This window comes from Leclercia sp. 29361 (assembly GCF_011290365.1).
GTDB classification, from domain to species: Bacteria; Pseudomonadota; Gammaproteobacteria; order Enterobacterales; family Enterobacteriaceae; genus Enterobacter; species Enterobacter tamurae.
In genome coordinates, this window is record NZ_CP049786.1 from 2360536 (window position 1) to 2381177 (window position 20642).

Here is a 20642-nt window from a genome sequence, read left to right on the forward strand (position 1 = left end):
GGCAAAAGGATTAGTTCAGAGTGTAGTCGAGGGTGATTTCAGCTTTCAGCACCTGCGACACCGGACACCCGGCTTTGGCCTTCTGAATGATGCCGTCAAACTGCTGCGGGTCAATGCCCGGGACGGTCACTTTACTCTGCAATGCAATTTTGCTGATGGCAAAGCCACTGTCGGTTTTATCCAGCGACACATCGGCAGTGGTGTCGATGGAATCAGCGGTGTAACCAGACTCGCCCAGCATCAATGAAAGCGCCATTGAGAAACAGGCCGCGTGCGCCGCGCCAATCAGCTCTTCCGGGTTGGTGCCCTTTTCCCCTTCAAAGCGGGTATTAAAGCCGTAAGGTTGCTGATTAAGGACGCCGCTCTCGGTGGAAACCGTCCCCTTGCCGCGTTTGATATCGCCAGACCAGTGTGCCGAACCGTGCTTGTGAATTGTCATAAATTGCTCTCCTTTTGGCTTACAAGGGGTTAAGTATAGAAGAGAGATCGCGCTTTGCGGCCAAGACGGAACATTCTCATCCCATTGCGCAGATATTCACCTGCTATATTTGAATTTTTAAAAAGGAGGACAGAATGAATTCACCCGTAAGAGGTATTGACCATATCGGTATTACCGTACCGGATATTAAGCAGGCCACGCTATTTTTTGAGCAGGCGTTTAACGCGAAAGAAATATATCGTTCCGTTGAACCCGGGGACGGAAATATCGATCCTGATGCCCAGCAGAAGACGTTGCGCTTATTCCCGGGAACTGAGGTTCGCGCCATTCGCATGCTGGCGATGCCTCACGGGCCGGGCGTTGAACTGTTTGAGATGCACGGCCCGAAGCAGCAGCCCCCGGCGCGGCCAAGTGATTTTGGCCTGCAGCATTTCGCTCTCTATGTCGATGATTTCGCACAGGCGATAGCCCGTTTCACGGCGGCGGGCGGCGAAATGTTTACCGAGCCTAAGCCGCTCTCCTTCCCGGCGGAACAGGGAGAAGGCAATGCTTTTTGCTATGGTAAAACGCCCTGGGGAAGCGTGATTGAATTGATATCCTGGCCCTCGCCTATGCCTTATGAAAAATACACGGACCTGCGTCGCTGGAAGCCATGATATATCCTTAAAACAACAGGGATTATGATATTTTTATTTCCAGGACGAGTCTTACACACAGCACGATAAAATTTTGCCATTCTGAATGTGCATTACGTCATTGCGAACCGGAACACTAAATAGAAAACGACACGGAGGCACTATGTTTACTTATACTTCAGCAACCACACCATCCGCACAGCCGGAGCTGGTAAATGCAATTGCACAGGGTTTACGCGCAGAACTGGGCGCTGTCACCGAAGATGACATTTTGATGGAACTCACCAAATGGGTGGAAGCCTCAGATAATGACATCCTCAGTGACATCTACCAGCAGACCATTAACTACGTCGTCAGTGGCCAGCACGCCAGTTTCTGAAAATCTGCTATGCTGGATCAGCAACCTTAGGGGTTACATTTCGTTCGCCTTATCACTATCAACAGGATTGAGGAGTTAATATGAAATCGAACCGTCAGGCACGCCATATTCTGGGACTGAACTACAAGCTCTCTAACCAGCGTAAAGTGGTGATTGAGGGTGACAGCGAAACGCAGGTCACCAACGCCACTGGCAGAAAACGCCACGAACCTAAGTAAGTTCGCTAAAGCATACCTGACACCACCGTTAATCCCGGTGGTGTTTTTATTTGTATGTTGCGGTTTTTAACATCCACCTCCTCTATAATACCTGCCTGACATCCCCTGCGGGCACGACAGCAACAATGATTAACACCAGTGCCAGGGACGGATTTCCAAAAATTAAGTGAGTGACATGGAAAACAAAGCAACCCGACATCGTTCCCTTTATATCCCTTATGCCGGTCCGGTTCTGCTGGAGTTCCCCCTGCTGAACAAGGGCAGCGCCTTTAGCATGGAAGAGCGCAGTAACTTCAACCTGCTGGGCCTGCTGCCGGAAGTGGTGGAAACCATCGAAGAACAGGCCGAGCGCGCATGGATCCAGTACCAGGGCTTCAAAACCGAAATCGATAAGCACATCTACCTGCGCAATATCCAGGACACCAACGAAACCCTCTTCTACCGGCTGGTGCAAAACCATCTCGACGAGATGATGCCGGTGATCTACACCCCGACTGTCGGGGCCGCCTGTGAACGCTTCTCCGAAATTTACCGTCGCTCCCGCGGCGTGTTTATCTCGTATCAGAACCGTCACAACATGGATGACATTCTGCAGAACGTGTCGAACCACAACATCAAGGTGATCGTGGTGACCGACGGGGAACGTATTCTCGGTCTGGGCGACCAGGGGATCGGCGGGATGGGCATTCCGATCGGCAAGCTGTCGCTGTACACCGCCTGCGGCGGCATCAGCCCGGCCTACACCCTGCCGGTGGTGCTGGATGTGGGTACCAATAACCAGCAGCTGCTCAACGATCCGCTGTATATGGGCTGGCGTCACCCGCGCATCACCGACGACGAGTACTACCAGTTTGTGGATGACTTTATCCAGGCGGTGAAACATCGCTGGCCGGACGTGCTGCTGCAGTTTGAAGACTTCGCCCAGAAAAACGCCATGCCGCTGCTGAATCGCTATCGCGACGAAATCTGCTCCTTTAACGACGACATTCAGGGCACCGCGGCAGTGACCGTCGGCACGCTGATTGCGGCCAGCCGCGCGGCGGGCAACCAGTTAAGCTATCAAAAGATCGTCTTCCTCGGCGCCGGTTCCGCCGGGTGCGGTATTGCTGAGCAGATCATCGCCCAGACCCAGCGGGAAGGCTTAAGCGAAGAGCTGGCCCGCTCGCGCGTCTTTATGGTGGACCGCTTTGGCCTGCTCACCGATGCGATGCCGAACCTGCTTCCGTTCCAGACCAAACTGGTGCAAAAGCGCGAGAACCTGAAAAACTGGGATACCGACAACGAAGTGCTCTCCCTGCTCGACGTAGTGCGCAACGTCAAGCCGGATATCCTGATCGGCGTCTCCGGGCAGACAGGACTGTTCACCGAAGAGATCATCCGCGAGATGCATAAGTACTGCGCGCGCCCAATCGTGATGCCGCTCTCGAACCCAACCTCCCGCGTGGAAGCCACCCCGCAGGACATCATCGCCTGGACCGAAGGCAATGCGCTGGTCGCAACCGGCAGCCCGTTTGCCCCGGTGGTATGGAAGGATAAAACCTACCCGATCGCCCAGTGCAACAACTCCTATATCTTCCCGGGAATTGGCCTGGGGGTCATCGCCTCCGGCGCCTCACGCATTACCGATGAGATGCTGATGTCCGCCAGCGAAACCCTGGCCAAGCACTCCCCGCTGGTGAATAACGGTGAAGGGCTGGTACTGCCGGAGCTGAAGGATATTCACGTGGTGTCGAAGGCGATTGCCTTTGCCGTGGGTAAGATGGCGCAGCAGCAAGGCGTGGCGGTGAAAACCTCTGCCGATGCGTTGCAGCAGGCGATTGACGAGAACTTCTGGCAGCCGGAATATCGTAGCTACCGTCGGACCTCGATATAAAATAAAAAAAACCCGCTCAAGGCGGGTTTTTTATTATCAAGCGCAAATTAAAGCGCTGATACGTTTCCGGCAGCAGGGCCTTTAGCGCCGCTTTCAATAGTGAAGGAAACTTTCTGGCCTTCATCAAGGGTCTTGAAATTATCGCTCTGAATCGCAGAGAAATGTACGAATACATCCTTGCTGCCGTCGTCAGGGGTAATAAAACCGAAACCTTTGTCAGCGTTAAACCATTTTACTAAACCAGTCATTTTGTTAGACATAAATACTTCCTTAATTGATGAGCCACTTAACCGCGGCGATGGTGGCCTGTATTTTAGAGTGACTTATTAGGCACTATAGGAGGAGGCTCATGAAGAAGGGTATCGGGTGATAACACTTGAACTGAGGACTGCTTTACTAAAATTGCTTTCATAAGGTCTGCTTTCCAAACCGATGAGCCATTTAGACACAGGCAAATTAGTTATGCAATGTTTATGTTTTTTATCTTAACCACTTAACCACCCGGATGGCTAAATGCCCGACAAAAAAAATAAATACAAGCATCGGGGTGATTAAGCGTGTAAGGTGGCAATCCCTTAAATCAGGAGATGCCTATGTCCGGACGTAAAAACACGCAAGCCCGTCGTAATTACTTAGTAAAATGCCCATGCCCAGGCTGTTCAAAAGATTCTGAACATAGCTTTAGCCGCGTACAGAAAGGGGCTCAACTTGTCTGCCCGTACTGCAGTACCTTATTTAAATCCACTCAGCGAATTTAAAAATCAGCAATTGCCAAATGCTCCGGATGCATTCGTTGCGTTACCGGCTCATTTGGCAATATAACTCACGTTCGATCGCTAAAGCAGACCTGTGATGCGGTTTATCTGTCGCACAGTCTTACTCTGGTGGCGGTAGGCCTTTTGTCGTCACTGCGGATGGTAAATTCAACCTTTTGCCCTTCAAAGAGCGTTTCGACGTTATCATCTTCCAGCGCAGAAAAATGTACGGCGACATCTTTACTCCCGTCCAGCGGGGAGATAAAACCAAAACCTTTGTCTTCTTTGAACCATTTTACCAGGCCTGTAATTCTTGCGGACATACTGACTCCTGTTGAGCATCAATAGAGGTGAGCGTTCATAATAAACGTAATGGATTAAACGTCTGGGCTCAAAGGGAGGGGATATCAGCGATAGCGCCAGGTTATGAGAACTACTTAGTAAAATTTTTACGTTCGTTTGTATGTCGAACCGAAGATTTTATTAATGCACGTCCAGTGTCAATAAGCAAATTTATCTTAGCCATACCGACGACCCGAAAAAAAATAACGAGAATAATCGGGAATACCAGCGCATTATTTTTCGTAGGCCGGGTAAGCGCAGCGCCACCCGGCGTTTCGACAATTATTTCTTCTTATTCAACATCGCCTGTAAATCGGCAAAGGGGTTGTAGGTCGCCGCACCGACATCTTTTTGCGCGTCTTCACCGGCTACCACGGTGGTGCCGTACAGATCCGCTTCCGTGTATTTGGAATGCTCATGATCGTGGCAGAACAGACACAGCAACTCCCAGTTACTGCCATCTTCCGGGTTGTTGGTATGGTCGTGATCGATATGGTGAACCGTTAATTCACGCAGGTTCGAATAAACGAACTCCCGCGAGCAACGTCCGCATACCCACGGATAGATTTTAAGTGCTTTCTCGCGGTAGCCGCTTTCCAGCCGCGCGTAGTTTTTAGGGATCAGAGCCATTGCTGAAGTTACCTGTGGCAAAAAACTAATTTTACGTCAGTACGGCCGGGATTTCACCTGCGTTCAGTGGCGCAGACCATGGTTTCTGCGACCTGACGCTGCGTCAGCCACCAGAACACCAGCGCCAGCAGGCTGACTAAAGCCCCCAGCAGACATACCCCCTGCCAGCCAAAATGCGCATACGTGACGGTGGTGCCGATGGCGCCCAGTCCGCTGCCGACGGCGTAAAATAGCATGTACAGCCCCACCAGCCGGCTATGCGCGTCCGGGCGGGTGCGGAAGATCAGGCTCTGATTGGTGACATGCAGCGCCTGGCCGCCCAGGTCCAGCAGCACGATGCCGATCGCCAGCGCCCAGAGTGAGACCTCCATCAGCGACAGCGGCCACCAGGCCAGCACCAGCGCCAGAAGCGCTATCCCGCTGGTGCGCCGGGCATATCCTCTGTCCGCCCACTCCCCGGCCCGGGCCGCGGCCAGCGCGCCGACCACGCCTGCCAGCCCGAACGCACCAATCGCCGTGTGCGAAAAGCTGTAGGGCGGCGCGCTCAGGGGCAGGACGAGCGCGCTCCAGAAGATGTTAAAGGCAGCGAACATCAGCAGGGCCAGCATGCCCCTCACCTGTAACACTTTCTCATCACGTAGCAGGGTCAGCATCGAGGCCAGCAAACGGGGATAACTCAGCGTACGCGAGGCCGGAGGCAGAACCGGCAGCCGTCGCCACAGGGGGATCGCAATCGCCAGCATCAGGAGCGCGGCGCAGAAGTAGACCCCGCGCCAGCCCGCGAGGTCGCTGATGCCCCCGGCAAAGACCCGCGCCAGCAGCAGTCCAATGAATACCCCGCCCTGGGCTGTTCCCACTACCCGCCCCTGTTCATGAGGCGCAGCGGCGCTGGCCGCATAGGCGATCAGCCCCTGGGTCATCGCCGTGCCGAGCAGCCCAACGGCGAGCATACCTCCCAGCAATACCGGGGCGGACTGCGCCATCCCCACCGCAATCAGGGCGACAATCAGGGCCACCATTTGTATCGCCATCAACCGACGGCGATCCACCCGGTCCCCCAATGGCACCAGAAACAGCAGCGCCAGCGCGCAACCCAGTTGGGTGGCGGTGATCACCCCTCCCACCGCCGCCTGGCTGATGCCAAAATCCCGTGCCAGGGCGTCGAGTAGCGGCTGGGCGTAATAGACATTCGCCACGCTCAGGCCGCTGGCGATGGCGAACAGCCACACCAGGCTGGGTGATATACGCGCGCTCGGTTGCACATTCATGCTGTTAGCTTCCTGTAACATGGTTTCAAAATAAAACCATTTAAAGGTAGGTCAGGTGGTTTTAAAATGCAACCACCAGCTTTATGCTGGTGCCCTTGCTGGCCATACAAAACCCCGCTACACTCCTTTCATTCATCAACCCACTGAATATAAAAGGAGGCTAATTATGCTGTGCTGTGAAATCTTTGAAATTTCACTTCACCTTGGTGATCGCACCTGCTCAAGCGTTATCGGTTTCGTGCTGCGATAACTTCGGCTTGAGCGAAGACACCTAAGACTGAATCCCTTCTCTCGGGCTTACCGGGTTATCGTCAGCGATGTATGACGAGGCATTTTCATGACTGTAACTCTTGAGTAAGCAAATGAGCACATTACTGACTGCACTTTCTCTCCGTGTTGATACCGCCTTTGACACGCTATTCAACGACCTCACCTTTAGCCTGAAAAAAGGCGACCGCATTGGTCTGCTGGGCGATAACGGCTGCGGCAAAAGTACCCTGCTGAAGATCCTCGACGGCACAGACACGCCCCTCTCCGGGACGGTCGCGCTGGCCGGGCACTGCCTGATGGCACGGGTTGAGCAACATCTCCCTGAATCCGTCTATCCGCTGACCATGATCGACGCGGTGCTGGCCCAGCTGCCGGTGGCCGAGCGCGAAAGCCTGCGCTGGCGGGCAGAAACATTGCTGGCGGGCATGGGTTTTACCCCGCAGGACACCGGCCTGCAATCGGCTACCCTCAGCGGCGGACAGCACACCCGACTGCTGCTGGCGCGGGCGCTGATTAACGAGCCGGATCTGTTGCTGCTGGATGAACCCAGCAACCACCTCGACCTGCCGACGCTGCTGTGGCTGGAGCAGTTCCTGCAAAACTGGTCCGGCAGCTTTGTGCTGGTTTCTCACGACAGACAACTGCTTGATGCCGTCACCAACGGCAGCTGGATCCTGCGCGATAAAACCCTGCACTACTTCGCCCTTCCCTGCACCCGGGCGCGTCAGGCCCTGGCGGAGAAGGACGAGAGCGACGCCCTGCGCCATAAAGCCGAGCAAAAGGAGATCGACCGGGTCACCGCCAGCGCCAAACGGCTGGCGACCTGGGGCAAGGTCTACGATAACGAGGATCTGGCCCGCAAAGCCAAGCAGATGGAACGTCAGGTGGAGCGGCTGAAGGAGAGCCAGACGGCGCTGACAAACGGCACGCCCTGGACCTTGACCCTGCGCGGCGATGCGCTGCGGGCGGACCGGCTGCTGGAGATCGACACGCTCAGCGTTCCGCCTGCGCCGGGCCTGCCAGCGTTGTTCTCGGCAGAAAACCTCCGGCTTAAAAGCGGCGATCGGGTAGCGATTGTCGGGCGCAACGGCTGCGGGAAATCCTCCCTGATGCGGCTGATCTGGCGGCAGTGTATTGCCAGCGAAACGCATGCCGGGCTGAAGATCCACCCACGCGTGGCCATGGGCTATTACGACCAGACCCTGCATCAACTGGCGGATGACGCCACACTAATCGACGCCCTTGAGCCCTTCGCGCCTGACCCGCAGCATCGCAAGATGGCGCTGATCTCCGCCGGATTCGCCTGGGCCCGGCACGGGCAAAAGGTCAGCACCCTCAGCGGGGGTGAACGATCCCGGCTGCTGTTTATTGGCTTAACGCTGGCCCGCTTTAGCCTGCTGATGCTCGATGAACCGACCAACCATCTGGACATGGAAGGCAAAGAGGCGCTGGCCGAAACGCTGCAACAGTTCGAAGGCGGCGTGCTGCTGGTCAGCCATGACCGGCAGTTAATCACCCAGAGCTGCAACCGCTTCTGGCTGATTGAACATGGCCAGCTCAGCGAATGGCACGATGCCGACGCGGTGTTTACCCGCCTGCGGGATGGCAGCGGGGTCAGCGCCGTGCCGGTTCAGGCCGTGCGGCAAGAGGAACCCGAGTCACATGAGGATCTGCTGGAACGGTTGATTATGCTGGAGACGTTGCTGGAAGAAGATCGGCTGCGTAAGCCTAAGCATCAGAAGCCGCAGCTTCAGGCCCAGTGGCAGGAGGAGATTGCCGCGCTGACGGCGCAGCTGTAGGAAATCGCCCGGTGGGTAGCCGCCGCCGGGCCATTTTTTTTACTTCGGCTGATTCGTTTTCCAGGCATCCCATGCCTGTTTAATTTCCTGCTTCGCGGTGGCGGCATCATTGAAGCCGTTCAGCTCCACCGACTTGCGCCCTTCCGGCAGCTGTTTGTAGACGCGGAAGAACGACTCCAGACGCTGCTGCTCAATTTTCGGCAGATCGCTCAGCTCTTTGATGTCGTCATAGGTCGGGTCAATTTTGCTGGCCGGAACGGCAACAATTTTGTCGTCTTTCTCACCGCCGTCGATCATCTTCAGCACGCCAATGGCGCGCAGTTTAATCAGAGTACCCGGGGCCATCGGGGCGCGGGTATAGAAGATCACGTCCAGCGGATCGCCATCCCCCGCCAGCGACTGGGTCAGCGAGCCGTAGTTCGCCGGGTAGGCCACCGGCATCGACTGGAAGCGGTCGGCAATGATAAAACCGGTTTTGGCATCCGTTTCATATTTAATAATCCCACCCGCCGGAATTTCGGTGACGGCATAAAACTCTTCCGGGTTGTTATCAGGCTGTGGAAATTCGAGGATATTCTGCGCCTGCACAGAAGCGGACAGGAGGACGCTAACAGCGAGAAGTTTTTTTACCAGATGCATTGTCTTGTTAACTCTTCGGTTTTTAAGAAGACAACACCTTACGGTTTCGAAATGTCAGAAACATGACAGATTTACTGCAGAAATATTGCCCACGCACTCATTAAGGCTATTACTTATTCTGCTATCACCGTTCCGCTAAACCTCATTTAAATGATGACATTATGTTTCACAGCCCTTGCCTCAACCATTAAAAAAATTAATCCTTAAGGAGTATGTCGCGCTGTTGGACGCATACCTGCCCCGCAGATCCTCAATATGAAAATGGAGATACATATGAAAGCTGCTGTCGTGACTCAAGACCATCAGGTAGAAGTGACCGAGAAAACCCTGCGCCCGCTGAAACATGGCGAAGCGCTGCTGAAGATGGAGTGCTGTGGCGTTTGCCACACCGATCTTCACGTTAAGAACGGCGACTTTGGCGATAAGACCGGGGTGATCCTCGGCCATGAAGGCATTGGGGTCGTCAAGGAGATCGGCCCGGGCGTGACCTCGCTGAAGCCGGGCGATCGCGCAAGCGTGGCGTGGTTCTTCGAAGGCTGTGGCCACTGTGAATACTGTAACTCCGGCAACGAAACCCTGTGTCGTACGGTGAAGAACGCCGGGTATTCCGTGGACGGTGGGATGGCCGAAGAGTGCATCGTCACCGCCGACTATGCGGTAAAAGTGCCGGATGGACTGGAGTCCGCCGCTGCGAGCAGTATCACCTGCGCCGGGGTGACTACCTATAAAGCAGTGAAAGTGTCGGAGATTAAACCCGGCCAGTGGATTGCCATTTATGGCCTCGGCGGGCTGGGCAACCTGGCGCTGCAGTACGCCAAAAATGTCTTTAACGCCAAAGTGATCGCCGTTGACGTCAATGATGAACAGCTGAAGCTGGCCACCAGCATGGGGGCCGATCTGGTCGTTAACTCCCGCAGCGACGATGCCGCGAAATTCATTCAGGAAAAAACCGGCGGTGCCCACGCGGCAGTGGTGACGGCGGTGGCGAAAGTGGCCTTTAACTCGGCGGTGGATGCCGTTCGTGCCGGTGGCCGCGTGGTGGCGGTCGGTCTGCCGCCGGAAGCGATGAGCCTCGATATTCCACGTCTGGTGCTGGACGGCATTCAGGTGGTGGGCTCGCTGGTCGGCACCCGTCAGGATCTGACCGAAGCCTTCCAGTTTGCCGCCGAAGGCAAGGTTGTGCCGAAAGTGGCGCTGCGTCCGCTGGGGGATATCAACGCCATCTTCAAAGAGATGGAGCAAGGCCAGATCCGCGGCCGTATGGTGATTGATTTCCGTTCATAAGTTGCATGCCCGGCGGCGCTACGCTTGCCGGGCCTACGTAAACCGCGCCACTCCCGGCGCGGTTTTATTATTTCCACTTTCCGCAAATCCTTAGCTCAATTCCTTGGTTCCTTTCTGTTCTTCCCCGCCCGAAGATGCTTTCGACGCTAACAAGAAAAAACATAAGGAATTCACCATGCAAACCCCATTTCGCCTGCCGCTGCTGACGGCGCTTATTCTTGCGACAACGGCAGCTTATGCTGCCGATACGCCGGTTAAAGGCGGCACGCTGGTCTATCTGGAGCAGCAGGCGCACACCAACCTCTATCCCCCGGCGGGCGGGTTTTACCCCAACGGCGGGATCCTGAATCAAATCACTGACAAGCTCACCTGGCAGAACCCGAAGACCCTGGAAGTGGAGCCGTGGATCGCCGAGAGCTGGTCCACCAACGCCGATAAAACCGAATACACCTTTAAAATCCGTCCGGGGGTGACCTTCTCCGACGGCACGCCGCTGGATGCTACCGCGGTGGCGAAGAACTTCGATACCTACGGAAAAGGCAATAAGGCCCAGCGCCTGCCGGTGTCTGAAGTGATCAACAACTACGATCGCAGCGAAGTGATCGACCCACAGACGGTGAAGTTCTACTTCAAAAAACCATCCCCGGGCTTCCTGCAGGGCACCGCCACCATTGGCTCGGGACTGGTCTCGCTGAGCACGTTACAACGTAACTTTGAAGAGCTGGGCGACGCCCGACATATCATCGGCTCCGGCCCGTTTGTGGTGAAAGATGAGAAGCTGGGCCGGGAAGTGAATCTTCAGGCGCGGAAAGACTACGCCTGGGGCCCGAAAAACCTCGCCCAGCAGGGCCCGGCTAACCTCGATGGCATCACCTATCTGGTGACCCCGGAAGACAGCGTTCGCGTCGGGGCGCTGCTGGCCGGACAGGCCGACTTTATCCGTCAGGTGCAGGCCTATGACGAAAAACAGGCCACCGAGCAGGGATATCACATCTATGCCGCCCCAACTCGCGGGGTAAACGATAGCATCAGCTTCCGCCCGGATAACCCACTGGTGGCCGACCTGCGGGTACGCCAGGCGCTGCTCCACGCCACCAATGCGAAGCAGGTGGTTGAGACCCTGTTCTCGCCGAACTACCCGCAGGGCAAATCGGTGATTGCCGATTCCGCCGCTGGGTATGTCGATCTCAGCGACAAGCTGACCTTCGACCCGGCCAAAGCCAGCGCCCTGCTGGATGAAGCAGGCTGGAAAGCAGGCAGCGACGGCATCCGCGCTAAAGACGGTCAGCGTCTGGCCCTGACCATCTACGAATCCCTGCCGCAGCCGCAGAATAAAGAGGTATTGCAGCTGGTGGCTCAGCAGTGGCGTCAGGTGGGCGTTGCCCTCAACGTGAAGGCCGGTGATGCCGGGAGTCACGTTCTCGATAACCTCGATCCGCTGAAAACCCCGCTCACCGTCTCGGAAGTGGGCCGTGCCGACCCGGACGTGGTGAAGAGCATGTTCTACCCAAATAACCGCGACGCCCTGCTGCAAAAAGGCGGCTCCAGCGACAAGGTCAACAGCTTCCGCGACGACAAGCTCAACGACCTGCTGGTGAACATCTCCGCCGAAGTGGACCCGCAGAAGCGCCTCCAGCTCACCGGCGATGCCCAGCGCTACCTGCTGGATAACGCCTACGTGATCCCGATCTTCGAGGAGCCTCAGGTGTTTGCCGGTGCGCCCTGGCTGAAAGGGGTGAGTTTTGAAGCGGTCGGTCGCCCGTCGTTCTACGGCGCGTGGCTCGAAAAACACTAAGGGGACAATGATGAGCCATTATCTGCTGCGACGGGCCGGGCTGGGGCTGCTGGTGCTCTGGGCGGCGTTTACTTTGTCCTTCGTGCTGCTTCAGGTGCTGCCGGGCGACGCGGTGCTGATCAAGTTTCAGAACCCGGATCTGGGTCTGAGCCCGGCGCAAATCGAAGAGATGCGGATTGCTTACGGGGCCGACAGCCCGCTGTGGCAACAGTATCTGCACACCCTCGGGGCGATGCTGCGCGGCGATTTTGGTTTCTCCGTTCAGGCGGGGGTGGCGGTGAGCGAGCTTATCGCCACCAATCTGCCGGATACCTTAAGCCTGGCGCTGCCCGCCTTTGCGCTGGCGGTGGTGCTGGCCTTCTCCCTGGCGCTGGCCTCGCGCCTGCCAGGGCTGCGCTGGCTCAGCAACGCTATTCAGTCCCTGCCGGTGCTGTTTATCTCCCTGCCGACTTTTTGGCTGGGGATTGCTCTGATTCAGCTGTTCTCCTTCCAGCTGCGGCTGATCCCGGTGATTAACCCGACCCCATTGCAGGGGCTGATCCTGCCGATAATCACCGTCGCCATTCCGATCTCAGCCCCGCTGGCGCAGATCCTGATGCGCTGTCTGGATCAGGTGGCTGCCCAGCCGTTTGTCGCCGTGGCGCGGGCCAAAGGGCTGAGCGAAACCGCCGTCCTCTGGCGACACGTCACCGGCAATGCCCTGCTGCCGGTGCTGAACATCGCCGGGCTGCTGCTGGGCGAGCTGATTGCCGGAGCGCTGATCACCGAAACCGTGTTTGGCCGCAGCGGGCTGGGGCTACTGACCCAGCAGGCGGTGAATAACCAGGATATCGCCGTGTTACAGGCGGTGGTGATGATCTCTGCCCTCGGTTTTGTGCTGATTAACCTGCTGGTGGATCTGCTGATGCCGCTGTTCGATCCCCGCCTGCAAACCGTTACCGGAGGTGCTGCATGAGCCTTGTTGATTATGCTGCCGCGGCGCGTAAGCGCATTCCCGCCTGGCGCGGAGTGCGCTGGCAGCCGGGATTATGGCCGGCCTGGGCCATTATTGCCGCCGCCGCGCTGGCGGCCATCGCGCCGGGTCTGTTCACCCACTTCAGCCCAATTGAGGGCATTGCCGGGGCGCAGCGGTTGGCTCCCCAGGCGGACTACTGGCTCGGCACCGATCAGCTGGGACGCGATGTGTATACCCGCATCGTCTACGGTGCCTCGCACTCCCTGAGCGCCGCGCTGGTGGCGGTGTCTATGGGGCTGTTTATTGGCACCGCTATCGGCGTGATTGCCGGGGCCTTTGCCGGACGGGTGGAGTCGGTGCTGATGCGGCTGGTGGACGTTCTGCTCGCCATCCCCTCGCTGCTGTTGTCGCTGACGGTGATCATTCTTCTGGGCTTTGGCACGGTTAACGCCGCCATCGCCGTTGGGGTGGCGTCGATCGCCAGCTTTGCCCGCCTGGCGCGTGGAGAGGTGGTGCGTATCCGCCACACCGATTATGTCGAAGCAGCGTTTGGCAGCGGGGGCACTTTCTGGACGGTACTGTGGCGCCACATTCTGCCCAACTCCCTTACCGCGGTGCTGGCCTTTGCCACCTTACAGTTTGGTCAGGCCATCCTGGCGCTGTCGACCCTCAGCTTCCTCGGCTACGGCACCCCACCGCCGATCCCGGAGTGGGGCCTGCTGATTGCCGAAGGGCGTAACTATCTCTCCACCGCCTGGTGGTTAACCACATTCCCCGGCCTGGTGGTGATCGCCGTGGTGCTGGCCACCAACCGTATCAGCCGTCAGTTAAGCGGAGGTCGCTCATGACCGTGTTATCAGTGGAAAACCTGACCCTCAGCTACCGCACCGGACGGGAGTGGCGCGAGGTGGTGCACAACGTCAGCTTTACCCTCGGGCGCGGCGAAATGCTGGCCTTTGTCGGCGAGTCCGGCTCGGGCAAAACCACCACCGCGCAAGCGATTATCGGCCTGCTGGCGGATAACGCCCGCCGCGACGGGGGCAGCATTCGCCTGAACGGGGAAGATCTCAGCCAGTGGTCGGCCAAACGCCTCGACAGCCTGCGCGGGGCGCGCATCAGCCTGGTGCCGCAGGATCCGGGTAACTCCCTTAATCCGGTGAAAACCGTCGGTGCCCAGGTGGGCGAAATCCTGCGTCTGCATCAAAAAATCAACAAGGCCGAGGGCGATAAACAGGTGCTGGCTCTGCTGACTAAGGTCGGGCTCAGCCACCCGGAGCAGCGGATGAAGCAGTTTCCGCATCAGCTATCCGGCGGCATGAAGCAGCGGGTATTGATTGCTATCGCCATCGCCCTGCGCCCGGACGTGATCGTTGCCGATGAACCCACCAGCGCCCTGGACGTCACGGTGCAGAAACGCATTCTCGATCTGCTGGACGTCCTGCGGCGGGAATCCGGCACCGCGGTGCTGTTTGTCACCCATGACCTCGCCCTCGCGGCCCAGCGGGCCGATCGGCTGCTGGTGTTCCGCCACGGCGAGGTGCAGGAGCATGGTGCTACCGCCGACGTGGTGCGCGCCCCGCAGCACGCCTATACGCGCCAGCTACTGAGCGATCTGAACGGCCAGCGGTTAACCATCGCCCCGGTGTCGGGTCGTGCTCTGGCCTCTCCGGCCATCCAGGCTATTGGGATCAGCAAACGCTTTGCGCTGGGCAAAGGTCATCAGTTGCAGGCCCTGGATGACGTCAGCTTTGCCGTGCAGCGCGGCAGCACCCACGCTTTGGTAGGTGAGTCGGGTTCGGGTAAAACCACCCTCGCCCGGATCCTGCTCGGCTTTGAGCAGGCCGACGGCGGCCAGGTAATTATCGATGACATCGACGCCACTACCCTCAGCCACGAGGCGCGTCGTCAATTGCGGCAGAGGATCCAGTTCGTCTATCAGAACCCGTTTGCCTCGCTGGACCCGCGCCAGACGCTGTTTGAGATCATCGAAGAGCCGCTGAAAAATTTTGCCCCAGTCAGCAAGGCCGAACGCGCCGCACGGGTGGAGAGCGTCACCCGGCGGGTGGCCCTGCCGCCGGAGCTGTTAACCCGCACCGCGCGGGAACTGTCGGGCGGACAGCGGCAGCGCGTGGCCATTGCCCGGGCCCTGATCCTCGAGCCGACCATTCTGGTGCTGGACGAGGCCACCTCGGCGCTGGACGTCACCGTACAGGCGCAGATCCTCGCCCTGCTCCAGCAGTTACAACAGCAGCTGGGCCTGACCTATCTGTTTATTACCCACGACCTGGCGACCGTCCGGCGTATTGCCCATAGCGTCACCGTGCTGCGCAGCGGTCAGGTCGTGGAGCACGGCGCGGTGGAATCACTGTTCGCCGCCCCGCAGAACGACTACACCCGCGAGTTGATCGCCGCCATTCCCCACTTTTCACAGAAGGAGTACGCATGACGCGTAAACGCCTGGGATTCTTCACCCGTCTGCTGGACGATGTGCCAGCCAAAGAACGCTATCGCCTGGCGACAGAGCAGATCCGCCATGCCGAGCGCTACGGCTTTGATACCGCCTGGATCGCCCAGCACCACTTCCACGAGCGTGAGGGCGGCCTGCCATCGCCGCTGGTGTTCCTCGCCCATATAGCGGCCTACACCACCCGCATTCGGTTGGGCACCGCCATTATCACCCTGCCGCTGGAGAACCCGCTGCGGGTGGCGGAAGACACCGCGGTGCTGGATCTCTTATCCGACGGGCGGCTGGAGGTGGGGTTTGGTTCCGGCGGGACGCCGACCTCGTTTTTGCCGTTCGGGCTGACCATTAACGAGCGGGCGGCCACCTTTGCCGATCACCTGCACCTGATCAACAGCGCCTGGCGCGGGGATTCCCTGGCCCATCCGGATAACCATCTCTATCCGCCTGCGCCCGGGCTGACGGAGCGGGTATGGATCGCCACCTTCTCGGTGGAGGGCGCCGTGCGTGCCGCCCGGCAGGGCCATGGGTTGATGCTCTCCCGCACCCAACCGCGCCCGGCTGACAATCTTGCGCTGCCGCTGGATGCGATCCAGAACCCGATAATCGACGCCTATCTCGACGCCCTGCCGTCCGGGATTGCTCCTCGCATTCTGGCCTCGCGCACCGCGTTTGTCGCCGACAGCGATGCCTATGCCCTTAAGGTCGCCGAACCGGGGCTGACCCGTCAGGCGCAGCAGCATCAGGCCGCCGGGCACGCCCTTACTGGTGACACTGTCACGGATTATATCCGCCAGTTCGATGCCCATATTGGCGCGCCGCAAACGGTGCTCGCTTCGCTGGCGCAGGATTCAGTCCTGACGCGCGCCACCGACATTTCGTTCCAGGTGCATTCGGTTGAGCCTTCGCATCAGGACACCTTGCGTTCGATTGAGTTAATCGCAGAGCAGATCGCCCCTCATCTTTTATAAGGAGTCACCATGGCTTTAAGTCAGGATATTCTCGCCGGACTGGCGGAGATCGCCCCGGGTTCCCCGCTGGCACAGGCACGACTCACCCGCGAGGCGGCAACGCGTCACGCGCAGGGGAGCTACGAAACGTTATTCAGTCAGCAGGACGCCGACTTTGCGCTGGACGAGCGCTTTGCGGTGGCAGCAAAAGTGGCGAAATGGCACAACGCCGACGCGCTGGCGGCCCACTACGCCGGGTTTGGCCTGGCGGATCCGACGTCCGTGCGCCTGACCCCCGCCCTGACCTTTGCCCGGCTGCTGACCTTCTCGCCGGTTCAGGCTACCCCAGGGGCGATCAACGCCCTCACTCTGGCGGGCTGGAGCAAAGAAGGCATTGTTACCCTTGCGCAGCTGATCGCCTTTGTCAGCTTCCAGAGCCGCCTGATTGTCGGCCTGCGTCTGCTCAATGACAAACCGGTGCCGGCCAGCGATGCCCCGGTGGTCGCGGGCCACTGGCACACCGTGCCGCTGACCAAAAACGGCAAAGCGGCCCCGGTGGAATTTACTCAGCTGGAGTTAGGCTGGGAGCCGTGGCTGGCCCCCAAACCGCTGGCGGAATTTACCCCCGATGAGCAGGCGATCCTTGCCAGATTCGGCCATACCGACTCGGACTATTTCCGCCTGCTGGGACGCAACCTGCCGGTGCTGGAGCAGCGCACCTTAACCGATAAAGGCATTTTCTATACCTCGGGCGGCCTGTCCCGGGCGGAGCGAGAGCTGGCCGCCGCGGTGACCAGTAAAATTAACGGCTGCATCTACTGCGCGTCCGTTCATGCGCGGAAATCCAGCCAGCTGTCGAAGGACAACGCTGCCGTGGAGAGGCTGCTGGCGGTCGAGCCGGGGCAGTCGCTGAGCAGCGGGCAGTCCCCGCGCTGGCAGGCGGGAATTGATTTTGCTGCCGCGCTGTCGGTCACCCCGCCTGCGGTAACACCAGGGCATCTGGCCGAGCTGGAACGTCAGGGGCTGGATACCCTCGCCCAGCTGGATCTGGTCCAGTCCGCAGCGTTCTTCGCCTGGGCTAACCGGCTGATGTTAACGTTGGGTGAGCCCTCGCTGCCATGAATGCATTCAGGCTCCCGCTACGGGAGCCTTTTATAATTCAGCCTCGCCAATAAACCGTGTAAACTACTTTTAGTAGACAACGGGCGCGAGGGAAATATGGTTGTTAAGCGGTTAAGAAAAGAGGATCGCCGGGTGCAGCTGCTGGAGGTTGCTCGTGGGATTGTGCGTCAACAAGGCACCGAGGCACTGACGCTGGGGTATCTGGCCGAGCGGGCGAATGTCACCAAGCCTATCCCCTACGATCACTTTGGCGACCGTGAAGGGTTGTTGATGGCGCTGTATCAGGATTACAGCGACCAACAGTTAAAAAAATTCCGTGAGACGCTGAAGGTCGATAACAAAACGCTGGAAAAGACTGTCCGCTTTTTCAGTGCCGCCTATATTGATTGCGCGATCAGCGCCGGGCCAGAGACCGGGCCTATCGCCGCTGCACTCTCCGGCTCCCGGGCGCTGCAGACCTTTCGCGAGGCTTGCGTCGCCGATTGTGCAGACTGCCTGCGCATGGCGCTGTCCCCCTATATCACCCTGAAAGGGGTGCAGGGTGAAGCGGCGCTGACGGCCATCATTGGTGCAGCGGATGCGCTCAGCACCGCCGCGAGCAACGGCGTACTGGCGCGTAACGTCGCGGAGAATACGCTCAGCGGCGCGATGTTTGGCGTACTGAACACCTGTACCAATAGCACAAAATGAGTGCTGCCGACGGATTGACACATAAGTTACCAATAGTAATATAGGTAGCACGTTAACTCCGTGCTGAGGTGGTTATGTCTGGAACAGATGTCATAGATAATGCGCTGATCGTTACGGCTCACCCTGTCGAAAATTCGTTATCCCACACCCTGGCGGCGCGCATTGCTGCGCGCTTGCGTGAACAAGGTACTCAGGTCGAGATGGCCGATCTGCATGCCGAAGCCTTTACACCAGCTATGCAACGTGCCGATCTTGCGCTGTATCACGGGGATGCCAGTGCCCTTCCCGCCGATATTCTGCGTGAACAACAGCGTGTGGAGCGGGCCGATATGCTGGTGTTTGTCTTCCCGGTGTACTGGTGGTCGGTGCCTGGCCTGCTGAAAGGCTGGTTTGATCGGGTGCTCACCCTGAACTGGGCCTACAAAGTGGCGGAAGATGGCCGGATTGTGGGAAATTTACGCGATGTTCCGGTCCGCCTGATCGCGACGGGGGGTAGCGATCTTACAGGTTTCGATAAACATGGTTATTCGACGGCGATACGCACCCAGTTAGTCGAAGGTGTTTTTGGTTTTTGCGGCCTGAAGAACGTCAGGCTGGATATTCTCTATCAGGCAGATACCGCCTCGTCAGATCAGATCGACGATTTCCTGCACAATCTTGAAAGCGTGATGTGAGTGTTTTTTGCCCGGCGGCGCTGCGCTTGCACGGGCCTACTGATTTTGTAGGCCGGGTAAGCGCAGCGCCACCCGGCAATTCACTCTCAGGCTAACGCCTGGGCATTCCCCCCAGCACGGCGGCCTTTCAGATACCCATACATCAACAGCGACGACATGGCGCAGAACGACAGCGCCGCCGCAGGCAAGGTCACGTAGCTCCAGCTGAAGCCCAGGGTAATCATCATCCCGCCAAAGTACGCCCCAATAGCGCTGCCGAGATTAAACGCCACCTGTCCCCCCGCCGCTCCGAGCATCTCCCCGCCCTGCGCATTTTGCAGGAGCAGGATCTGCAGCGGTGCCGACAGCGCAAACAGCCCGGCGCAGCAGATAAAGCCCATCACCAGCGAGGCCGCAGGCATCTGACCGAAGGCAAACAACAGCAGCAGCGACAGGACAATCACCAGATCGGTGATCGCCGCAATGCGCAGCGGACTGTAGCGCCCGGAGAGCTTGCCGCTGAACAGGTTGCCCAGCACCATCCCCAGCCCCATCAGCATCATGATGGCGGTCATCACCCCTTCGGAAAAGCCCGACACGTTGATCATGAACGGCTTCACGAAGCTGAACCAGGCGAAGACCCCGGCGTTGCCGAACATGGTGGCGGCGAAGATAAACCACGGCTCCGGTTTTTTCAGAAAGTGGAACTGCTCACTCAGACGACGCTGGGTGGTATCAAACGTCTGCGGCACCCAGAGGACAATCGACAGCATGACCAACAGGTTGAACGCGGCGATCAGGAAGAAGGTGTAGCGCCAGCTGAAATGATGCCCGAGCCAGGTCCCGAACGGCACCCCCGCGAGATTAGCCACCGTCATCCCGGCGACCATACCGGCCACCGCCAGCGTCACTTTGCCCGGCGGCGCAATACGCGACAGGATAATGGTGCCGACGCCAAAGAACGCCCCGTGGGGAAAACCCGAAACCAGCCGCCCAATCGCCAGCATGGTATAGGAGGTGGAGAAGGTGAAAATCGCATTACCGATAAGGCACAGCGCTACGAGGAACAGCAGGATCGACTTTAAGGAGAACTTACCGGAGAACAGCGCGATGATCGGCGCCCCTATCACCACCCCGAAGGCGTAAAACGAAATCATATTTCCGGCGGAGGGAATGGTGATCCCCACATCCCGCGCCAGCTCGGTTAACACACCCATAATGCCAAATTCGGCCATGCCGAGGCCAAAGGTGCCAAGTGCTAACGAAAACACCGTCTTTTTCATACCACAACCAGTTGTTAAAAAATTGCAACCAGCATTATTGAACAATCTTGTATGGTGAGCCAGTTCAAAACAGTAGTCCGGCGAATTTCTCCATTTATTCGCACTGGTTTGTGAATACATTCAGCGCACATGATGGATGCCTGAAAGCATTTTTCTTATTTTCATCGTCTTCATTACAGTTCTGAGTGACGTTTTTAAGGAG

22 protein-coding genes are annotated in these 20642 nt (G+C 58.0%); 15 read left to right on the plus strand and 7 right to left on the minus strand.

The features are described from left to right. Window positions 1–10: 10 nt before the first annotated feature. On the minus strand, window positions 11–439 hold the full coding sequence (locus G7090_RS11250; RefSeq protein ID WP_106992868.1) for an OsmC family protein: 429 nt from the start codon (window positions 437–439) through the stop codon (window positions 11–13). Between the two features lie 134 nt (window positions 440–573). Here G7090_RS11250 and G7090_RS11255 point away from each other — a divergent pair, with 134 nt between their 5' ends. From G7090_RS11255 to G7090_RS11270, 4 genes are all read left to right on the plus strand, one after another. Further along, window positions 574–1095 (plus strand): VOC family protein, encoded by a 522-nt coding sequence (locus G7090_RS11255; RefSeq protein WP_166182456.1) that lies wholly within the window; start codon window positions 574–576, stop codon window positions 1093–1095. Window positions 1096–1237: 142 nt separating this feature from the next. Then, entirely contained in the window at window positions 1238–1453 is a 216-nt protein-coding gene (gene bdm / locus G7090_RS11260; protein ID WP_106992870.1) for a biofilm-dependent modulation protein, read from the plus strand. An 80-nt stretch (window positions 1454–1533) separates the two neighbouring features. After that, window positions 1534–1671: a stationary-phase-induced ribosome-associated protein gene (sra, locus tag G7090_RS11265; protein WP_039028746.1), complete on the plus strand. Its 138-nt coding sequence runs from the start codon at window positions 1534–1536 to the stop codon at window positions 1669–1671. A 175-nt stretch (window positions 1672–1846) separates the two neighbouring features. Then, complete coding sequence (locus G7090_RS11270) at window positions 1847–3544, plus strand: NAD-dependent malic enzyme (protein ID WP_166182457.1); 1698 nt, start codon at window positions 1847–1849, stop codon at window positions 3542–3544. Between the two features lie 47 nt (window positions 3545–3591). Here G7090_RS11270 and cspA read toward each other — a convergent pair whose 3' ends face one another. After that, complete coding sequence (gene cspA / locus G7090_RS11275; RefSeq protein ID WP_166182458.1) at window positions 3592–3804, minus strand: RNA chaperone/antiterminator CspA; 213 nt, start codon at window positions 3802–3804, stop codon at window positions 3592–3594. A gap of 333 nt (window positions 3805–4137) precedes the next feature. On the opposite strand from cspA, the gene G7090_RS23760 reads away from it, so the two are divergent. Continuing rightward, window positions 4138–4302, plus strand: coding sequence for a YnfU family zinc-binding protein (locus G7090_RS23760; RefSeq protein WP_219906973.1), 165 nt, complete (start codon window positions 4138–4140; stop codon window positions 4300–4302). A gap of 101 nt (window positions 4303–4403) precedes the next feature. Here the strand turns inward: G7090_RS23760 and G7090_RS11280 are convergent, their stop codons facing one another. The 3 genes from G7090_RS11280 to G7090_RS11290 all read right to left on the minus strand — a co-directional run bounded on the left by G7090_RS11280 (window position 4404) and on the right by G7090_RS11290 (window position 6539). Then, window positions 4404–4622, minus strand: a complete 219-nt coding sequence (locus tag G7090_RS11280) for a cold shock domain-containing protein (protein WP_106992873.1) — start codon at window positions 4620–4622, stop codon at window positions 4404–4406. Window positions 4623–4923: 301 nt separating this feature from the next. After that, window positions 4924–5271, minus strand: coding sequence for an HNH nuclease YajD (gene yajD, locus G7090_RS11285; RefSeq protein WP_106992874.1), 348 nt, complete (start codon window positions 5269–5271; stop codon window positions 4924–4926). Window positions 5272–5324: 53 nt separating this feature from the next. Further along, on the minus strand, window positions 5325–6539 hold the full coding sequence (locus tag G7090_RS11290) for an MFS transporter (protein ID WP_242685374.1): 1215 nt from the start codon (window positions 6537–6539) through the stop codon (window positions 5325–5327). Window positions 6540–6901: 362 nt separating this feature from the next. On the opposite strand from G7090_RS11290, the gene G7090_RS11295 reads away from it, so the two are divergent. Continuing rightward, entirely contained in the window at window positions 6902–8608 is a 1707-nt protein-coding gene (locus G7090_RS11295) for an ABC-F family ATP-binding cassette domain-containing protein (protein ID WP_166182460.1), read from the plus strand. Between the two features lie 39 nt (window positions 8609–8647). On the opposite strand, the gene G7090_RS11300 is transcribed toward G7090_RS11295, so the two are convergent. Then, a complete protein-coding gene (locus G7090_RS11300) occupies window positions 8648–9247 on the minus strand; it encodes an inorganic diphosphatase (RefSeq protein WP_166182461.1) in 600 nt (199 codons plus the stop codon). 273 nt (window positions 9248–9520) lie between these two features. On the opposite strand from G7090_RS11300, the gene adhP reads away from it, so the two are divergent. The 9 genes from adhP (at window position 9521) to G7090_RS11345 (ending at window position 19178) form a co-directional block, all read left to right on the plus strand. Further along, a complete protein-coding gene (adhP, locus tag G7090_RS11305) occupies window positions 9521–10531 on the plus strand; it encodes an alcohol dehydrogenase AdhP (RefSeq protein ID WP_166182462.1) in 1011 nt (336 codons plus the stop codon). A 175-nt stretch (window positions 10532–10706) separates the two neighbouring features. Further along, on the plus strand, window positions 10707–12326 hold the full coding sequence (locus G7090_RS11310) for a TIGR04028 family ABC transporter substrate-binding protein (RefSeq protein WP_166182463.1): 1620 nt from the start codon (window positions 10707–10709) through the stop codon (window positions 12324–12326). A gap of 10 nt (window positions 12327–12336) precedes the next feature. Further along, the gene (locus tag G7090_RS11315; RefSeq protein ID WP_166185240.1) at window positions 12337–13281 is read left to right on the plus strand and encodes an ABC transporter permease; all 945 of its coding nucleotides are present in this window, start codon (window positions 12337–12339) and stop codon (window positions 13279–13281) included. Next, entirely contained in the window at window positions 13278–14129 is an 852-nt protein-coding gene (locus G7090_RS11320; protein ID WP_166182464.1) for an ABC transporter permease, read from the plus strand. The genes G7090_RS11315 and G7090_RS11320 overlap by 4 nt, the downstream gene beginning before the upstream one ends. After that, a complete protein-coding gene (locus G7090_RS11325) occupies window positions 14126–15727 on the plus strand; it encodes an ABC transporter ATP-binding protein (RefSeq protein ID WP_166182465.1) in 1602 nt (533 codons plus the stop codon). Before G7090_RS11320 ends, G7090_RS11325 begins: the two co-directional genes overlap by 4 nt. Next, complete coding sequence (locus G7090_RS11330; RefSeq protein WP_166182466.1) at window positions 15724–16713, plus strand: putative FMN-dependent luciferase-like monooxygenase; 990 nt, start codon at window positions 15724–15726, stop codon at window positions 16711–16713. Before G7090_RS11325 ends, G7090_RS11330 begins: the two co-directional genes overlap by 4 nt. Window positions 16714–16722: 9 nt before the next feature. Then, window positions 16723–17814, plus strand: a complete 1092-nt coding sequence (locus tag G7090_RS11335) for an alkylhydroperoxidase domain protein (RefSeq protein ID WP_166182467.1) — start codon at window positions 16723–16725, stop codon at window positions 17812–17814. Window positions 17815–17910: 96 nt separating this feature from the next. After that, window positions 17911–18504 (plus strand): TetR/AcrR family transcriptional regulator, encoded by a 594-nt coding sequence (locus G7090_RS11340; RefSeq protein ID WP_106992887.1) that lies wholly within the window; start codon window positions 17911–17913, stop codon window positions 18502–18504. A 74-nt stretch (window positions 18505–18578) separates the two neighbouring features. Next, entirely contained in the window at window positions 18579–19178 is a 600-nt protein-coding gene (locus tag G7090_RS11345) for an NAD(P)H-dependent oxidoreductase (protein ID WP_166182468.1), read from the plus strand. An 86-nt stretch (window positions 19179–19264) separates the two neighbouring features. On the opposite strand, the gene araJ is transcribed toward G7090_RS11345, so the two are convergent. Next, window positions 19265–20440, minus strand: coding sequence for an MFS transporter AraJ (gene araJ / locus G7090_RS11350; RefSeq protein WP_166182469.1), 1176 nt, complete (start codon window positions 20438–20440; stop codon window positions 19265–19267). Window positions 20441–20642 lie beyond the last annotated feature (202 nt).

What these genes read in the sequence shown, in the direction of transcription:
- G7090_RS11250 (WP_106992868.1), bottom strand. Translation starts at nt 439, where the DNA reads ATGACAATTCACAAGCACGGTTCGGCACACTGGTCTGGCGATATCAAA.
- G7090_RS11255 (WP_166182456.1), top strand. Translation starts at nt 574, where the DNA reads ATGAATTCACCCGTAAGAGGTATTGACCATATCGGTATTACCGTACCG.
- bdm (WP_106992870.1), top strand. Translation starts at nt 1,238, where the DNA reads ATGTTTACTTATACTTCAGCAACCACACCATCCGCACAGCCGGAGCTG.
- sra (WP_039028746.1), top strand. Translation starts at nt 1,534, where the DNA reads ATGAAATCGAACCGTCAGGCACGCCATATTCTGGGACTGAACTACAAG.
- G7090_RS11270 (WP_166182457.1), top strand. Translation starts at nt 1,847, where the DNA reads ATGGAAAACAAAGCAACCCGACATCGTTCCCTTTATATCCCTTATGCC.
- cspA (WP_166182458.1), bottom strand. Translation starts at nt 3,804, where the DNA reads ATGTCTAACAAAATGACTGGTTTAGTAAAATGGTTTAACGCTGACAAA.
- G7090_RS23760 (WP_219906973.1), top strand. Translation starts at nt 4,138, where the DNA reads ATGTCCGGACGTAAAAACACGCAAGCCCGTCGTAATTACTTAGTAAAA.
- G7090_RS11280 (WP_106992873.1), bottom strand. Translation starts at nt 4,622, where the DNA reads ATGTCCGCAAGAATTACAGGCCTGGTAAAATGGTTCAAAGAAGACAAA.
- yajD (WP_106992874.1), bottom strand. Translation starts at nt 5,271, where the DNA reads ATGGCTCTGATCCCTAAAAACTACGCGCGGCTGGAAAGCGGCTACCGC.
- G7090_RS11290 (WP_242685374.1), bottom strand. Translation starts at nt 6,539, where the DNA reads ATGAATGTGCAACCGAGCGCGCGTATATCACCCAGCCTGGTGTGGCTG.
- G7090_RS11295 (WP_166182460.1), top strand. Translation starts at nt 6,902, where the DNA reads ATGAGCACATTACTGACTGCACTTTCTCTCCGTGTTGATACCGCCTTT.
- G7090_RS11300 (WP_166182461.1), bottom strand. Translation starts at nt 9,247, where the DNA reads ATGCATCTGGTAAAAAAACTTCTCGCTGTTAGCGTCCTCCTGTCCGCT.
- adhP (WP_166182462.1), top strand. Translation starts at nt 9,521, where the DNA reads ATGAAAGCTGCTGTCGTGACTCAAGACCATCAGGTAGAAGTGACCGAG.
- G7090_RS11310 (WP_166182463.1), top strand. Translation starts at nt 10,707, where the DNA reads ATGCAAACCCCATTTCGCCTGCCGCTGCTGACGGCGCTTATTCTTGCG.
- G7090_RS11315 (WP_166185240.1), top strand. Translation starts at nt 12,337, where the DNA reads ATGAGCCATTATCTGCTGCGACGGGCCGGGCTGGGGCTGCTGGTGCTC.
- G7090_RS11320 (WP_166182464.1), top strand. Translation starts at nt 13,278, where the DNA reads ATGAGCCTTGTTGATTATGCTGCCGCGGCGCGTAAGCGCATTCCCGCC.
- G7090_RS11325 (WP_166182465.1), top strand. Translation starts at nt 14,126, where the DNA reads ATGACCGTGTTATCAGTGGAAAACCTGACCCTCAGCTACCGCACCGGA.
- G7090_RS11330 (WP_166182466.1), top strand. Translation starts at nt 15,724, where the DNA reads ATGACGCGTAAACGCCTGGGATTCTTCACCCGTCTGCTGGACGATGTG.
- G7090_RS11335 (WP_166182467.1), top strand. Translation starts at nt 16,723, where the DNA reads ATGGCTTTAAGTCAGGATATTCTCGCCGGACTGGCGGAGATCGCCCCG.
- G7090_RS11340 (WP_106992887.1), top strand. Translation starts at nt 17,911, where the DNA reads ATGGTTGTTAAGCGGTTAAGAAAAGAGGATCGCCGGGTGCAGCTGCTG.
- G7090_RS11345 (WP_166182468.1), top strand. Translation starts at nt 18,579, where the DNA reads ATGTCTGGAACAGATGTCATAGATAATGCGCTGATCGTTACGGCTCAC.
- araJ (WP_166182469.1), bottom strand. Translation starts at nt 20,440, where the DNA reads ATGAAAAAGACGGTGTTTTCGTTAGCACTTGGCACCTTTGGCCTCGGC.